Genomic DNA, 16231 nt, shown 5'->3' with positions numbered 1-16231 from the left:
CCCATTTAAACCTGCCCATCCCTGATGAGGTGCCTACTGATTATTGGGTCAATGCTGTCATTGAGACCTTTTGGCTTGCCAGTCGTGGGCGGTCTTATTTATCTGCCATGGCAATCATTCCCCTGCCCTTAACGGTAGCACAGATAAGCGACGTGCTGGCGGTTTATCCATTGCCCTTTCATCGTGAGTGGATAGATAAGGCGGTATTTGCCATTGATGATGAGTATTTGAGTATGGTGCAAGATAGCAATAGGCAGTAAATTGTAACTGCCTATTGCTATCTTGTTACTGTTTGGTGTAAGATATGTGATTATTTCATTCGTCCTATGGTTTGGTTATGGATATTCTACTCGGTTTATTTTTCCTTATATTTTTTGTTCTTTGGTTTAGATTGAGAGAAACCGTTAATCATTACAAGACTACTTATGCTGATATTGTTAATGTGGATAACGAAATCCTAAAAAGGCAAAAAGAACTGGATGATATTTCAAAGCAAATTGACGATGTCAAGATTCAATATAATTCTCACTATCAAACCTATGTTTCGCTAAAAGAAAGGTTGGCTATTTATGAAGAAGGTATTGAGATGTCAGAAGTTGGTGTATACACACCACATTTTGATTTTGATACATCTGAGATTTATAAAGAAAACATCACTGTTATCAAGCAAAAACAAAAGTATATGATAAAAAGTGGCGAAGCGGTAAAAATACAGACCGAGTGGGAAATAAATGGCAGTAAAGCAAAGGGGAAAGCTATGGCAAAACAAGCTATCTCTTTGGCTTTACGCTCATTTAACAATGAGTGCGATGTTACTATTGCAAATACCACATGGAAAAATATTGATAGAATGGAGCAGAGAATTAAAAAGTCTTTTGATGACATTAACAAGTTTAATAAAAGCAACACTGTATCAATATCCCCAAAATATCTTTCATTGAAATTAGATGAGCTAATGCTTGTTTATGAATATAAAGCAAAAATACAAGAAGAAAAGGAAATTCAAGCTGAATTAAGAAGGCAAGAGCGAGAAGAAGAACAGCTCAAAAAAGAAGCTGAAAGAGTTTTAAAAGAAGAGCAGAAACTTCAAGAGCTTTTAAATAAGGTTCAGCAAAAAGCATTACACGCCACAGGCGATGAACTGGAAAAATTGCAAACAGAAATTCTGCAATTAGGCAATGAACTTCGTGAAATTCAAAGAGAGCATGATAGGGTTAAGGCAATGGCACAACAAACTAAGCTTGGTTATGTCTATGTCATCTCAAACATTGGTTCATTTGGAAAAGATGTTTATAAAATAGGTATGACCAGACGGCTTGACCCAATGGATAGGGTGCGAGAATTGGGTGATGCTAGTGTGCCATTTTACTTTGATGTTCATGCGATGATTTTTAGCGAAGATGCACCAGCATTAGAAGCTCAAATACAACGAGTTTTTGCTGACAGACGATTAAATTTAGTAAACTATCGCAAAGAATTTTTTAACGTTACATTGGATGAAATTAAAGAGGTTGTGTCAGAATTTAACAATAAAGTTGAATTTATTGACGAAGTTGAAGCCAAAGAGTACACAGAGACGTTGAGAATAAGAAATCAAACATTGCAAGATGGCAAAGATGATTTGCCAAAGATGTTGTGATTTTAAGAGCCCACTAAAAAGTGGGTTTTTTACAAACAAAACCTCAAACTTTGCAGAGTTTGGGGTTTTTATTATCCAATTAACCATAACTTAGTAGGACAACATGTGAGTCATGATAAACGATTTTTTATGAAATTGCTAGACGACTAGGCTGTCATAAATCCATCATCAGCCGTGAAATTAAACGCAATACAGGACTATGTGGCTATCGACCGAAACAAGCCCAAAGCAAAGCTAGCACATAAAGCAAACAACGCCTATCGTATTTCTGACTTTGCATGGGCTTACATCAAGCACTTACTAAGTCAATATTATTCCCCCGAACAAATCAATGGCAGACTCAAAGTACTCGGTTGGACTGATGTACCAAGCATAGAAACCATTTATCAACACATCTATGCTAACAAAGCCCAAGATGGTACATCTCACCATAACCTGAGGAGTCAAAAAATCTACCGTAAACGAGGTTATAGGGTCATGATAGGCGTGGGAAAATTGCCAATTGTAAAGACATTAGTGATAAAACCACACGAGAGGTGAAAATCAAAGCACACCAAACCGCAAAGCACCACTGGTTGCTCAAACTTGTATTGAGTCACTCAAAGATGAACAAGTACAAAATATTGCCTTTGATAATGGTAAAGAGTTTGCATTGCATGAACAGACAGAACAAGGGTTAAACACTGATATTTATTTTGCAAAAACTTATCATTCATGAGAGCGTGGCACTAATAAGAATACCAATAAACTCATACGGAAATTTTTACCTAAGTCTGCCAGATTAGATGTGATTGACGATGAACAAATACAGCAGGTTGAAGATTATTTGAACAATAGACCAAGAAAAGTGCTGGGTTTTAGAACACCTCTTGAGGTAAAATCTGATTTTTGGTGCGTTGCAGTTGGTGGTTGAATCTGCCATTTGTTTTTAAGTGGTTTTGGGGCTTGTATCTTTTCGCCTGTACAAAGCGTGGCTAAATCTATCATTGATGCCTTTTTTCTAAATTGGGGGTGTTTGCTTTTATCTTTAAAAAAGCGTTTAAAGGTGTTCCCTAATTGCATATGGCAAGTTGTGGACTGCATTTGGTAACTTCAAGCATAAAGGGGAATTGTTCACGCTTGATAGAATTAAGCTGTTTTCTTAGTTTGCTTTGAGATGGTTTGTGAGGTTTGGTTTCGTTAAGGGTTAAGCCTAATTTGGTAAGTCTTACGGTAATTTTTATTGGCTTCATATTGTTTTTGCCACTCACTCAACGCCCAATTGTAGGCAAGAGATGCCACACCACTTGCCTTTGCAAAATAGGTGGCTTGTTTGTTATTGGGTTTAAGTTAGATGATGTATCCACGAATACAGGTCATTCTAAGTCTGCCTGAACTGCTTTGGGTAGTTTTTTATTCTTTTTACTTCTTAAATCATGAAGCCTTGCTGAAAATACGGTGATGATTTCTAGCACATCTTGGGCTAATTATTCTCCAAGAGATAGGTTTTCGCTTTGATTGATGATGTAATTTGTTCGCATCATATCTGCGATGACCTTTGGGCGTGAACTCTGTAATAAGCACGCCCATCTCATCTCACCCATCTTAAAGCTAAGATAGAGAACCCAGCTGTTTTATTAAGACTTCGTTCATACCAATCAATCGGCTCATAATCGTGTATTATAGAGATTTAGATGGATTTCAAGCAGCTGTTTTTAGTCCCAATTTTGCCTATTTGTCATCTTTTTCATCTTTTTCATCTTTTGGCAAGATATAGGCACTATACATGCGTTCATCTCTTAGATATTTTTTGCCTGCATGCTTAATCTCATCGGTGTCAATGTTCGGCAAAATATCCAGCTCTTTTTGGATTTTGTGATAAGGAATGTTCTCATTTTTTAATGTCCCCAATAAGCTCGCTTGCTCTGACACGCTCTCAGAGGCGAACACTAGGGCGGTTTTTTTGGCAATCACAGAACGGTCAAGCTCTTTTTGGTCAATGGGGTCGGTCATGGTGCGTTTGATTTCGTCCAAAACAAGGCGTTTGGTTTCATCAAGGCTTGCTCCTGCCTTTGGGGTTGCTATGACCACAAAAAAGCCATCACCATAGCCCAAACTGTCATAACTGCTGTATGCTGAGCTTACGAGTTGCTTTTTGACCAAATTTGTGGCAAACCGCCCAGATGCTCCGCCACTTAGTACATCATTAAACAATCCCAATGCCAACAGCTCTCGCTCGTTGGCATCAGTTTGGCGGTTTGTCAGTTTTAGACCAGATAGGGTTGGGGCTTGCCATGCTAGGATAAGCGTGGGAACCTGAACGGCTTCTTTGATGGTAATATGGCGTTCACTCACATCGCCTTTGCCTGCATGTAGGTCATCGGCGTGGATGAAGTGGGAGGGGTCTCGGACTGGCACAGACCGACCCTTGGCAATGCTGCCAAAATATTTTTTGACATGAGCAAGCGCTTCATCTTTATCCACATCCCCGACGATGACGAGTGTGGCGTTATTAGGAACATACCATGTGGCGTACCAATGCTTTAAATCTGCCATGGTCAAGCCATGAATGTCCTTCATGCTCCCAATGATGGGGCGACCTCGTGGCGTATCGCCATAGACAAATGATGAAAAACGCTCCCACGCCTTTGCCATGGGGTTATCATCTGTACGTACACGGCGTTCTTCTATGACAACCTGACGTTCGCTTTGTATTTGTTCGGGTTTAAACTGTATGTTTTTCATGCGATTGGCTTCTAATTCTAACGCCAAAGCATAGCGATTGGCAGGCAAAATCTCATGATAAACAGTAACATCTGAGCTTGTGTAGGCATTGTTATGACCACCATAATGACTGATCAGACGACTAAATTCATCACCAGATACTTTTGGTGTGTCCTTAAACATCAAATGCTCCAAAAAGTGCGACAATCCACCTTTGCCCACAGGTTCATCATTTGCCCCCACGCCATACCACATTTGGGTCATGACCACAGGGGCTCGCTTATCTTCTTTGATGACAACCTGCAAACCATTATCTAAGGTGTATTCAAAAATATTGCTAAGCAGTTTTAGCTCATCTTGGGGAGTGCCAGCAGGGACAGCTTGGGGCATAACGGTTGAGGTATGGAGTGTGGGCGTCATATGCTGGCAGGCGGTCAAGGATAATATCCCCAAAGATACACACAAAGGCAGGGCAAGACGATTAAAGATTTTCATGGTGGTATTCCGATGGTTTGGCGGTTTTGATGGCATCAATTTTGACAATAAATGATTATTTGCCGATTAAAATACTGGCGGTAGGACGTACACCCTGACCGTGATTGGCACTACATGCCACAAGCATTAGGGGTAAACATAGGGCGATGATGAATGTCAGTTTTGTCATGATAACTCCTGATTGTCAATTATAAAAGGTTATAAATATAAAAGGTTATAAATTAGCATCATCCATCTAGTTTAGCATAAGTTGAATTCAGTGGCAATTTTGAGACTGACGATAAATTAAGATTAATGGATAAATGGCGGATTGCGGTATTTACTTTTTTAGGCACACCCCAAACACTCACAGCTGTATTTTTGCAACAGGACATATTTTTGTGATTTATTTTTTTGCAAATTTAGCGTACAATAATCCCAAATTTTTATGAGAATCATCATGTCCAACCCCAACGCTCACACCGACCCCAAACTCACCCAAAAGCAAGCTGTTGCCAAAACCGCCCTTACCCATATTGAAGATGGCATGATTTTGGGGGTGGGAACGGGCAGTACGGTGAACTGCTTGATTGAACTTTTGACACAAGTTCACCTAAAAGGGGCGGTGGCAAGCTCACAGGCAACCGAGAACAGACTTAGAGCCTTAGGCATTGAGATTTTTGATTTAAACAGTGTTGGTAAGCTTGATTTGTATATTGATGGGGCCGACGAGATAGACGCTCAGGGCAATATGATAAAAGGTGGTGGTGGTGCATTAACTCGTGAGAAAATCGTGGCGGCGGCATCTAGACGCTTTGTATGCATGGTAGATGACTCTAAAATGGTCGCCAAACTGGGTAAATTTCCTGTGGCGGTGGAGGTTTTGCCCCAAGCTCGCTCTTATGTGGCACGTGAATTGGTCAAGCTAGGAGGAGAGCCTGTGTATCGTGAAGGGTTTGTTACCGATTATGGTAATGTCATTTTGGACACTTTTGATTTGCAAATAAACAATCCCATCAAGTTAGAAACCACATTAAACAATATCGTGGGCGTGGTCTGTAACGGTATTTTTGCCAACCAATCGGCTCATATCATGCTAAAAGCCAGCGATGATGGGGTGGAGACAGTCAGTTTTGACAAGGCGATAAATCAATAGGATGTTTTAAAAATCATTTTGATGGCAAATGATAAAACTGTTAAAAGGCATGCACGCCATGACAGGGCGTGGTGAGTTTGTGTTTGCATCATCCAAAGATTTTACAAAGCCCATTGGAGCGAGGACGGTGAATCATGGTGCCTTAAACTGTATGGGGCTTGAAAACATATCAGGACATGATTTACGTGCCACAGGCTGAACCTATCTACATGGGCTAGGTTATGATAGCACGCACATTAATCTACAAATGGCTCATGTGGATAATACGGTTAGTGGAATATATAATCACGCCCTATATTTGCCCGAACGCACCAAAATGTTACAAGATTGGGCGGATTATTTGGATGAGCTTTGATAAGCAATCATGATAATTTCTTATAAATGAAGATATCCCATTGGGAAATTCCCCCCAAAAATCTTAATAACTTTATCCTAAAAATATACTTGACCAACCTAAAATCAATGTATTGCTCATAATGAGTATAGCGTAAATTATTTTTTTAAAAAAAATTTATAGTATATTCAATGTTATTATGAAAGTAATACATACATTCTGATGAAAGTTCCATGTCCAATATGTATTGTCGGATTTTATAATATTCATATTATCTATTAAAACCTTTTGATGCAAATTCTAGGTATGAACTATTTGCCTTTATTTCTCTATCTTGTGATTCTAAAAATATTTTTTGTATTCGCCAAACTTAGAATATTAGCTTCTCCACCATAATTCCAATCCAATAATTTATACTTTATGTAGGACGAAAAAATAGTTATGATATTACCATACCCATCTTCAAACTGATATATTTTATAAAATAAGATACTTGGTGGAAAATGATTTTGAAAAAAACTGGTAATAATTAATTATCTTTCACAATAGATGGTTTTGAAATTTCAATAATTTTATAATAATCTATATTTAATGGGTGAGTTATGGATTTAAAATCTTCTGTAAAAATATCCAACTAAAACAAAGCCATCTCGGCATTATGCTGATTTAAAAAAGTCTGTGGCATTGTTTCAATAAACCATTTAAAAGTAATAGGTCTAACAGACAAAAATCTGCTCCCACCCCATTTGAAGTCTGATACCATATAGCTTTGAATGGGTTTTTTATGAAAGTTAAAAAGTATGTCTCCACTGTGGTTCTGCAAGCACCAAGAAAAATAGTAAAAAGCAGGGTAAACAAGAAAGATGGTGCAAGGATTGTTTTAGGTATTTTCTTGATAAAACTTACATCAGCAATGATGAGATTTGGCAAGAATACACGTAAGGCAAACAAACCCACAAATAACTTGCCATTAAGTACAACTTATCAGTGAGAACCATACAAAGGCGGCTTGATAAAGTAAATGTTGTTAAACCTGCCATTACAAACAGTCAAAACAATCCTGTTAGTCTTATCATGGACACCACTTACTTTGGCAGAGACTTTGGTGTCATGGTGTTTATGGACAATGTATCAGGTAGGGTCTTACATTATGCCTTTGTTAAGTATGAAACCAATGATTTCTACCGAATCGGTAAAAGATAAGTTTGCCTTACATAGCATTACCTGTGATGGCAGACGGGGTTTATTAGGTGGCTTTGGGGACATACCCACACAAATGTGCCACTTTCATCAAATTGCCATTGTTCGGCGTTATTTAACCAAAAACCCTAAACACAAGTCAAGAACTCTTGCTCTTAGTTAAGAGTCCAACCACCAGTAATGAGCAGTGCCTTGGTAAAGCCCTAGATGAGTGGTATGACAAGCACAAAGATTATCTTAATGAACGCACCACCAATGATGAGAGTAAAAGCTGGTATATACATAAAAGATTAGGGCGTGCCTGCCTTTTAAAACAAGATTTAGCCATTTTTCATGCGAAAACGATTAGTTTATTTCTAAAATATTCTAATTGTAAATAGTGTTATAAAGGGCAGGCACGCCCTAAGAAGTGCTTATCACAGCCTAAAAAGAAATTTGCCTTACTTGTTTGTTTGTCAGCAAAATCAAATAACTCATAACACTACCCCAAACACAACCAACAAGCTAGAAGGATTATTTGGTAATCTTAAACAATCTTTACGTTGTCATCAGGAGCTAGCCAAGAAAAGAAAACAGAAGTTTATTGAGAGTTTCTTGCAAGATTATGCTTAACTTGATTTCAAGAAAAATCCCCACATTGCTCTGTATTATTTCTCTTATCTGTTAACAGGAAAAATGTCTATTAGAGAGTGATGTGGGGGTTTTAGCAGGGGGTTTTGTCTGTTATGCCAAAAATCACGAATGATAGCAACATCATTTGTGATGCCGAGCGAAATAAAACCGCCTAATTTTTGAGATAAATTAAGCGGTTTTTTATTGCAAATTACGCAATACGGTTTCTACCTGCGGTCTTAAATTTTAAACACCATATTATCTTCATATTTTGAGCTGTTATTGACATGAGCAGTAAAAGATAATTTTTCAAAATCCCCCACACGCTCCCATGTCTCAGGTTCATGTGCCTTGACATAATCCAAATACGACACAAATTCGCTTTTTGTACTGCTAAAAAACAAATATGGCGGTCTTATCCACTTCATCAGCTTTAAAAACTGTATCATGCCAAAATACTCACCCAAACCATAGGCTTCTTGTTTGGTGTGTAGGGAAGGTGGGTCTAAGATAAACAGCGTTTTACCTTGATGATAAAATTTAGGCATCAAGACCTCAAAACTCTCCGACATGATTTCTAAGCCGTCCAAATAACCACCCACCATTGGATAATCGCTCCTACGAATGGTGTTATAAAACTCGTGCTTGGGCAACTCGTCAATGTGGCTGATTTGCTTACCACTAAACAGTAGCCAAGTGGAAACGCTATGGTAGTCCACAAAGCCGTCGAAGGCTTGGATAATCTCCAATAATTGTGTCTTGACATTATTATCAATGCGTTTGGCTCGTGGCAACGGCTCTAAAATGGCATAAAGCTGTTGGCGTAGGCGATTGGTGTCGTGGATATGATAAAGTCTTTGGCTAAAATTGTCAAAGTCATTATAGATGACCCTTGCCTTCTGTTTTAGGTGTTTGGCGTTGTGGGCAAGTAAGCCACTGCCACCAAACACATCCACCACCGTCCACCCTTGACCGTCATTTGGAATAATGCGGTCAAGGGTATTGCGAAAGGCTTGGATAATTTGCCGTTTTTGTCCGATGAAGGGCAAAGGCGATTGGCTGTGGGGTTTATTGGGCTTTCGGGGTTGCTCCATGAGACTCTCCATTATTGTTTGGAGTCTCGTGGACTTCGGATAGGACGCTTACAGCATTCAGATTAGCTTGATAGTTGTTGATTGCCTTGCAACGTGGGCATTTGACCTGCAAACGGTCAAAGTTTGCGATTTTAAGTAATTTTTTATGGCAAGATTGACAAGCGATGAAGTTCATAAATAACCTATTTAAATTTTGCAATGGTATTGCATTTTTGTTAAAATAGCCGTGTTGTGTACACAACGGCTGGGCTTGGCTTTTGACACTTGTCTGTCAGAAGGTCGGCAACTTGCTCCAACAAGTTGTCGTCCCCAGTTTTAAGTCGTGCATTTTATCGCCCATCTGATTGGTGGTCTTTTAACCTATTTTAAAAACTACACCACCGCCATTTCTATACTGTGCCGTTGCCAGCTTTCCAAACCATCTTTAACCGCCCACAATTCCACTTTTATCATTACCGCATCATGAATTTTGGCAACAAGCTTTGTCTCGTCATTGGTGGGATTTTCTTTAACAATATTAAGTGATGTTGCCACCATGCCGTGCCTTACTGCAACTTGACGATAATTGCCATTTGGCGTGGTTTTCTTAAAAATTGCCACACTAAACGTTGTACCAGTCTCCACATCATAATGTGGGGCGGTTTGGTCTAAAATGGCGACATCTTGGCTGATTTTGTTACGACCTACCCACGAGATTTTGTTTATGGTTTGGATTTGGTTGGGGTAAGGCAAATCGTTAATTTTGATATCAGCAGGGGCAAAGGGGAGAACGTGGCGGTTGCCAATTAAAAGCTGTTGTCTTGTTGCTTTCGTCATGTCCAAAATATTTTGTGATGTCTGGCTCAGTAGTTTGGCGTGGACGGTCTGACCTTGTATAAATGCTCGCTCCACGACCGTTGCCATGTCGCCATAAAACCAAATTTGAGATAAATTGGCGTGAGCGGTAGGCACGGTATCTACACAACCACGCTTGATTGTTAGCTGATTGGTCTGTGTGTCAATGCTGACAATTTGCACAATTTCATCATTGAGCAACGCACATTGCCCAACATAAGCCAACCCATCATCAATTTCATCAAGGGTTAATGTGGTGATTTGGCTGGTTTGCTCAACGGCATTTTGTACCGTTGCATGAGCAATAAACTGCCCAATACCAGCATATTGCTCGGTTGTCTCATTGGCAAGTTTCGCCCAAATTTCAAAAGACTGTTGCAGACTGTTTGGACGTTTTGCCAACACAAGGACATAATCATCAGTATTTTTGAGTTGTTCATGGCTAAAATCGTCCAACAAATGCGTATAAGGCAACTGCCACAGTCTAGCATTTTCAATCACTTGTGGCTCAATATTTGGTTGTAGCCATAGGCTTGACTGTTAGGGTGTGTAGCTTTTTTTTGGTAAGCCAAACACGTCTTGCACCGCCGTTACCGTAATTTCGCCATTTGTCAGCTCATTATGCTCCACACGCACCGCTCGCATGATGATGCTTTCTATGCCCCTTTGGGGGATTTTTAGCACAAAATCAGATGCAGGTTGCAAAGAATACGCCCGTCTGTCTAGCACGATTTTAAACTTTTTTAGATGAGATTGGATAATTTTCATATCACGGCTAGCGACACGTCCTGCCAAATCGACTGTTGGTAGTCCGACATAAGTCTTGTTTTGTAAGATAATGCCGTCTCGTTGAATGCTGGCGAGATTTTCAGTACGGACAGTGCGAGTTTCATTGCTCACAGGGTCTGTATAGCTGGCAACAAGCTGATTGGTTACTAAATCATTGGACGAGTTGTTGTCTTCTTCAATACGTAAAATGCCCGTGCCGTAGTCAAAACTTGGCAAGCTGTCAGGACTATCGCTTTCACGAATAAGCACAAGTTTCCAAAGCCCTGTGGTGCGGTCAATCATCAACGCACCACCAATGTGGTCAAGGATTTGCTGAATAAACTGCTTTAAAGCATCTTGGCGTTTCCAAGCGATGCACATACCAAACTGCTCATCATGCAAAATATCAGCACATTGTTTAAAGCTGTCAAGGTCAAGCTGTCCTAAGTCTGTACCACGCCCCCAGTCTTCATTCGTCTGAGCTTTAAAAATGATATGGGCAGGGTTCATGGCTTTGATTGGGTTGCCATTACCGTCATCAAGCCAAATCGTTGCTTTTTCATTATACCAATCGCAAGCAGTTCTCCGCACACGAAACGACCACGCCTTTGGATAAGGCGAGCCCGAACACACCATGCCGTCAAAAAAGAACGTTACCACTCCACGATAGGCAGGGACTGGACTGTTATACATACGTTGCAATTGTGGTAATGGCTGTTGGTCGCTTGCCCCTTTCATAATGATGAGCGTGCCGTCAATGCCACCCTCCTTGTCATCGCCACCGAACAGATAAGGCTCGTGAATGCGGACATGGCTTTCATTAGCACTATCGCTAACCCCTTGCCATGCCACACGGTCGCCAACTTTGATTTGCAAAAGCTCATCCATTGCCATGCACAGCCCCATGTGAAGCGATATCAAATAGCGATGCCCCACCGTTTGGCGTTTTGAGCCGAACAGCCCTTTTTATTTTTTAACGATTGAACTGGTGCGATAATTACCCGCCCCAATCACACACCAATCAGTTATCCACACATCACCAAACACGACAATGCGTGGCGTGCCGTCATCAATCGTTGGAAATTTAAAATCATCAAAAGCGGACGGTTTGGCTTGGGGTGGTTTGGGTTGCAAAAGATGGCTGATGACCAATGATGCAACAAATAAGGCGACTTGTACCCACATTATTTTATACTCCTAAAAAATTGGTGTGCCGTCAAAAGGCGATTTATGGGGCATATGTGGACTACCGCCATAATTATCGGTATTATTAAATTTGCTCTGGCAAGCGGTAAAAGTGCGGTTACACCCTGCAAAAACCTTGATATTTTGCCCAACCGCCAAGCCCTGCACCCCACCAAACAGTTGCAATCTGCCCCCAAGTTGTCGTTCTATGCCACGCTGTTCAATGCCGTACTCGGACGACCATTGTACATAACCGCCTGTAAAATAATCGTCCGATGATTTATCGCTTGGCAAAACCACATCTACAAATGAGCCGTCCACTGACACAACGGTCATCTCGCTCATAAATGCCTGTCTGTCTAGGTTGCACCCCTTGCCATAGAGTTGATGACAACACAGCTTGCTCCAAGTTTTACGAAGTCCTGTGCGTTCAAGCGATATGGATAAATTTTGGCATTGCACTTGGGCGGTGTGGTGGTGTAGCTTAGCTGTCTTGTGTTCACAGTCTTATCCTGTTTGTTGGTTGTGGTAATAGTGATGGGATTACCTAGGTTATCTTATTGATAAGTGATGAGGGTGTTATCATTTTCAATACGGCTTGGTCTATCAGTACTAGACTAGCGAGCAATAGCTCTACAGCCTTTTATAATAGTCATTTGATAGTCGTTCAACTTGTTTATTATTAAAATATAGTGTAGATGGGTTGGATATATATATTTTATTGCCTATCATATATTTATATCTTATTGCAAAAATATTAACTTTATTATTCTTAATAATGTCTCCAATAATATTTATATAATCCATTTCATATAAATTTATATCTTTATTATCGATGGATCTTTTTGGAATATAAGGAATCTCTATACTGAAATAATAAACTCTCATATTTTTGTTATTTTTGATAAAATCTTGATGTTTTTTTATATATCCATCATAGTAATATTTATCAATATTTATATAAGAGCTAGGGTATATCAAAATTTTTTTACTATATTTCTTGCCACTGCATTTACTGCAATCGAAAACAATTTTTGTAGGAATACCTTCGTTTTCAAAACCTCTAGGATCTGCCATAAAAAGACCCTCCATATATATTTCTGAATAGTATTTGTCTTCAAAAGAATTAATATTTATCACTTCTGGATAATTTATATTCAGATAATCCAAATGCTCTTCTTCATATTTTATATAATAAATATAAAAAAACAATGAATTTATAATTAAAAATAATAAAATAAAAGTGGATGCAAAAACCTTTTTTTTCACTTATCAATCCCCCGTGTCTTTCCTGCCAACATCGGTTGCTCTTTCGTATTCTTTTATGTTTTTCCGATTATTTGAATAAGATATATTTACTAATCCAAGAAGGCTAATGTTTCTATTTGGAATTTTTGTTGTAAACATAGTACGAGCATAGACATGATCCACTTCAAGTGTATAATTATAAGTTGGATTAAGAGACGATGGATTCCATTGCCCACCTAGATTGGCTATAACATCATTGATGCTGGTATCTTTAGCCTCTGCTCTAATATTTACCCATGTCTTATATTTGGGGTTTGGTGTTTTAAAATTAATACTTCCTGCTAAATTATAGCTATATCTGATCCCAACAGGATCCAAAGTAGTCACAACGCCAACAGAGCCACAACGCCATTCTTCTAGTTGTTGTGCTAAATGAGCTGCTTGCCAACCTCCTAGACTATGACCAACAATATTGATTTTAGCATTTTCATTGCCTTGTGTAGATAAATACATCTTAGCATCAGCAAGCATTAAATGTAGTTCATGAAAGCCGTAGTATCTTGCATTTCTGCTAGCTAACTGCCTAGCTCTATCTTGTGAATAACCAGCTTTCTCAAAATAAGGTTGTAAGTACTTATCTCTAAAATCTCTCCTTACATCCTGCATAATACCAGTTGGACCTTGACCTAAGAATGGTTCGGCATCTGCCGCACCGCCAATAAAAACTGTATAAAGCCCCCAAGGATCCACTGCTCTCCACACCTCATTATCCACATAAGCATAAGTATTAAAGCTGCCACCGTTTAACCCAATCGGATCAGATGTCAAATACCGTCCAATACTCGGGTCATAATACCGATGATAATTATAATGATACTCACTCTCTTGGTCAAAGTATTGCCCTGCAAATCTTAGATTGAAGGTAAAGTTGTCTTTACTATCAATGGACTTTGTTTCTCCAAAGGCATCCATCTCAATAATCCAAACCACTTCTTGGTTTTGGTTGGTAATTTGTTTGGGTGTGCCTAGGTGGTCGGTGTGGATTGAATAGACTTCGGTTTTGTCTAGTTTGCCTTTTTGGTTGTAGGTGTAGTCAAGGATAGCCACAGGCATAATGTCTAAATAAATATACCGTCTAACCACTTTATCATCTTTAATCTCTGCTGACAATAAGCCCTTGTCCCAAAGATACTGCGTTGTCTCTTCTTTGATTTGACCTGTTTTGTCATCTTTATGATAAGTACTCTTGGCAATACGTTGTCTTAGATGGTTATACTGATAAGTAGCAATCAGTTTTTCTGTCTTATTACCTTGCTTGTCTTGTGTGCTGTCCCTGATGGACTTGATTTGTCCATCAGGGGTGTAGGTTAAGGCTCTTTGGCTGATGATGTTGCCTTTGTGGTCTTTGGTGGTTATCATTACAGGGTTTCCTAGGTTGTCGTAGGTGTAATGGGTGGTTTTGATGATGTTGTCTTTATCATCTTTGGTGGTGATGATACTTAGTCTATCAGAATTTGGTTTATAAGTGTAGTGGGTGTGATGATGTTTGGTGCGATTGCCATTGTCATCATATTCATAAGCATTGTTTACTTCTGCAACAGTTTTTACATTACCATTATCATCAATGCTTGTGATTTGTCCAGTTTGTTTGTCATAACTTAGCTTGGTGCTTGTGGTATGGTCGTGTTTGTCTATTAGCCTTGCTTTATCATCATAGACTTGATGGACTGTACTGCCATTGGCGTGGGTTAGGGCAAGTAAGCCTCTTGTGCTGTCTGCTTGGATATTTGACAGCAGGGCATCGCCATTATCTTTATTAAAAACCTTGTACCATTTATTTGTGAGTGTCTGCCAAAGCGTGCTTGTGGGTGTTTGGTAATCTATTTGGGTAACTTGACTGTGGGTATTATAATGGTAGTGTAGAGTGATGCCCTCTGGTAGGGTCACGCTTTTGATGCGGTCTTTATCATCGTAATGATAGGCGGTGGTGTAGCCTTGATGAGATATGAGCGTAGTGGTCTCACTAGCAAGCAGTCCAGTATTTGTATACTGATATTGTATGCTGGGTGTTTTGCCATCTTGTGTCTGACTATGCTGTACTTTGGTTAATTTGCCATAGGTGTCGTAATGGTAGTGGGTGTATTGACAGTCTTGGGTATTGCTTGATATATTGCACACCTTAAATGTGTTTGGCAAACCAAAAGAATTATAGCTTAACTCCTGATTTATGCCATCAAGCATTATTTACGTGGGTCTATCAAAGTTGTCATACCGAATATAGCGTTTGCCTGTATTGGCATCGGTCGCCAAATACACTCTGCCAAAGTCATCATAATGGCGTGTGTAGGTCGCCCCTGTGTTAAGGGTGAGTTTGGCTAGGGCGTTATTGATGATAAGGGTGTTGATGGGGTTGGTGGAGTTTTGGGTTGATAAGCCATTATTCATCATCTCACTACCAAGACTGGTAAATATAACCTTACCTTGACTGTCCTTGATACTTCTTTTGATAAGGTCATATTCGCTACTGTAAACATCACTGACCACCTGTCCATTGGCTAGGGTGTAGTTAATGGTGTGTGCAACATCATCATAATCAATGTCAAGTGTTTGTCCTAAGTGATTGTTATAATGAATAGGGCGTTGTCTGTCATCATAATCCATCATTACAAACTGATTGCCCATTTTGATGTGTGTGGGCTTATTGTGAGTATTATAAGTATAATGAACAGTCTGTCCATCAGGGTAAGTGATTAGGTTTAGATTGCCCTGATTGTCATAGCCGTATTTGGTATGAAGTCCTTGCTCTCTGACTTCAATTGGCTGCCCTTTTTTATTGTAGGTAAAGCGAATAAGTTCGGTTTTTGCATAATTGGAGTTATTTTTGATGTCATCAGTACTTAACTCAATCTTATCTAGCAACCCTTGTGCGTTGTAACTATAATACACTGTGCGTTCAAACACATTACCACCCCCATCAAACCCAA

General features: G+C 39.5%; 15 protein-coding genes and 3 pseudogenes. 6 read left to right on the top strand and 12 right to left on the bottom strand.

Going from position 1 to position 16231, the window contains the following annotated elements; genetic code table 11:
- Nucleotides 1-29 precede the first annotated feature (29 nt).
- The 3 genes and pseudogenes from A7456_RS01055 to A7456_RS12075 form a co-directional block, all read left to right on the top strand.
- A complete protein-coding gene (locus A7456_RS01055; RefSeq protein WP_067006690.1) occupies nucleotides 30-260 on the top strand; it encodes a hypothetical protein in 231 nt (76 codons plus the stop codon).
- Between the two features lie 77 nt (nucleotides 261-337).
- Complete coding sequence (locus A7456_RS01050) at nucleotides 338-1639, top strand: DUF4041 domain-containing protein (protein ID WP_067006688.1); 1302 nt, start codon at nucleotides 338-340, stop codon at nucleotides 1637-1639.
- Between the two features lie 131 nt (nucleotides 1640-1770).
- Nucleotides 1771-2552: pseudogene (locus A7456_RS12075) on the top strand (IS30 family transposase); the annotation flags it as partial.
- 266 nt (nucleotides 2553-2818) lie between these two features.
- Here the strand turns inward: A7456_RS12075 and A7456_RS11565 are convergent.
- From A7456_RS11565 to A7456_RS01030, 3 genes and pseudogenes are all read right to left on the bottom strand, one after another.
- Nucleotides 2819-2920 (bottom strand): helix-turn-helix domain-containing protein, encoded by a 102-nt coding sequence (locus tag A7456_RS11565; RefSeq protein ID WP_265091096.1) that lies wholly within the window; start codon nucleotides 2918-2920, stop codon nucleotides 2819-2821.
- A 74-nt stretch (nucleotides 2921-2994) separates the two neighbouring features.
- Nucleotides 2995-3105: pseudogene (locus A7456_RS10815) on the bottom strand (IS607 family transposase); the annotation flags it as partial.
- A 244-nt stretch (nucleotides 3106-3349) separates the two neighbouring features.
- Nucleotides 3350-4837, bottom strand: coding sequence for a M16 family metallopeptidase (locus A7456_RS01030; RefSeq protein ID WP_067006676.1), 1488 nt, complete (start codon nucleotides 4835-4837; stop codon nucleotides 3350-3352).
- A 439-nt stretch (nucleotides 4838-5276) separates the two neighbouring features.
- On the opposite strand from A7456_RS01030, the gene rpiA reads away from it, so the two are divergent.
- From rpiA to A7456_RS12070, 3 genes and pseudogenes are all read left to right on the top strand, one after another.
- A complete protein-coding gene (gene rpiA / locus A7456_RS01025) occupies nucleotides 5277-5972 on the top strand; it encodes a ribose-5-phosphate isomerase RpiA (protein WP_067006673.1) in 696 nt (231 codons plus the stop codon).
- 28 nt (nucleotides 5973-6000) lie between these two features.
- Nucleotides 6001-6171: a hypothetical protein gene (locus A7456_RS11275; RefSeq protein ID WP_158512452.1), complete on the top strand. Its 171-nt coding sequence runs from the start codon at nucleotides 6001-6003 to the stop codon at nucleotides 6169-6171.
- A gap of 930 nt (nucleotides 6172-7101) precedes the next feature.
- Nucleotides 7102-8118 (top strand): annotated as a pseudogene (locus tag A7456_RS12070) (IS256 family transposase, variant Zn-binding type); the annotation flags it as partial.
- A 239-nt stretch (nucleotides 8119-8357) separates the two neighbouring features.
- On the opposite strand, the gene A7456_RS01005 reads toward A7456_RS12070, so the two are convergent.
- The 9 genes from A7456_RS01005 to A7456_RS00970 all read right to left on the bottom strand — a co-directional run.
- Nucleotides 8358-9212: a DNA adenine methylase gene (locus A7456_RS01005; protein ID WP_082995374.1), complete on the bottom strand. Its 855-nt coding sequence runs from the start codon at nucleotides 9210-9212 to the stop codon at nucleotides 8358-8360.
- A complete protein-coding gene (locus tag A7456_RS11995) occupies nucleotides 9187-9387 on the bottom strand; it encodes a Com family DNA-binding transcriptional regulator (RefSeq protein ID WP_082995373.1) in 201 nt (66 codons plus the stop codon). Before A7456_RS11995 ends, A7456_RS01005 begins: the two co-directional genes overlap by 26 nt.
- Before the next feature lie 197 nt (nucleotides 9388-9584).
- On the bottom strand, nucleotides 9585-10547 hold the full coding sequence (locus A7456_RS01000; protein WP_067006655.1) for a hypothetical protein: 963 nt from the start codon (nucleotides 10545-10547) through the stop codon (nucleotides 9585-9587).
- A gap of 39 nt (nucleotides 10548-10586) precedes the next feature.
- Nucleotides 10587-11735, bottom strand: coding sequence for a hypothetical protein (locus tag A7456_RS00995; RefSeq protein WP_145916024.1), 1149 nt, complete (start codon nucleotides 11733-11735; stop codon nucleotides 10587-10589).
- A 45-nt stretch (nucleotides 11736-11780) separates the two neighbouring features.
- Nucleotides 11781-11999 carry a hypothetical protein gene (locus tag A7456_RS00990; RefSeq protein WP_067006647.1) on the bottom strand — a complete coding sequence of 73 codons (219 nt, stop codon included), beginning with the start codon at nucleotides 11997-11999 and terminating at the stop codon, nucleotides 11781-11783.
- Between the two features lie 12 nt (nucleotides 12000-12011).
- The gene (locus tag A7456_RS00985) at nucleotides 12012-12461 is read right to left on the bottom strand and encodes a phage BR0599 family protein (protein WP_145916023.1); all 450 of its coding nucleotides are present in this window, start codon (nucleotides 12459-12461) and stop codon (nucleotides 12012-12014) included.
- Between the two features lie 171 nt (nucleotides 12462-12632).
- On the bottom strand, nucleotides 12633-13268 hold the full coding sequence (locus tag A7456_RS00980; protein WP_067006640.1) for a hypothetical protein: 636 nt from the start codon (nucleotides 13266-13268) through the stop codon (nucleotides 12633-12635).
- A 3-nt stretch (nucleotides 13269-13271) separates the two neighbouring features.
- Nucleotides 13272-15425: an RHS repeat-associated core domain-containing protein gene (locus A7456_RS00975; RefSeq protein ID WP_158512451.1), complete on the bottom strand. Its 2154-nt coding sequence runs from the start codon at nucleotides 15423-15425 to the stop codon at nucleotides 13272-13274.
- Between the two features lie 66 nt (nucleotides 15426-15491).
- Nucleotides 15492-16231: RHS repeat domain-containing protein (locus A7456_RS00970; RefSeq protein WP_145916022.1), on the bottom strand; the 740-nt coding region annotated here is incomplete at its 5' end.

The organism is Moraxella nonliquefaciens, from assembly GCF_001679005.1.
GTDB classification, from domain to species: Bacteria; Pseudomonadota; Gammaproteobacteria; order Pseudomonadales; family Moraxellaceae; genus Moraxella; species Moraxella nonliquefaciens.
Note: the sequence above shows the minus strand (reverse complement) of the source record. Positions and strands in the feature narration are given on the sequence as shown.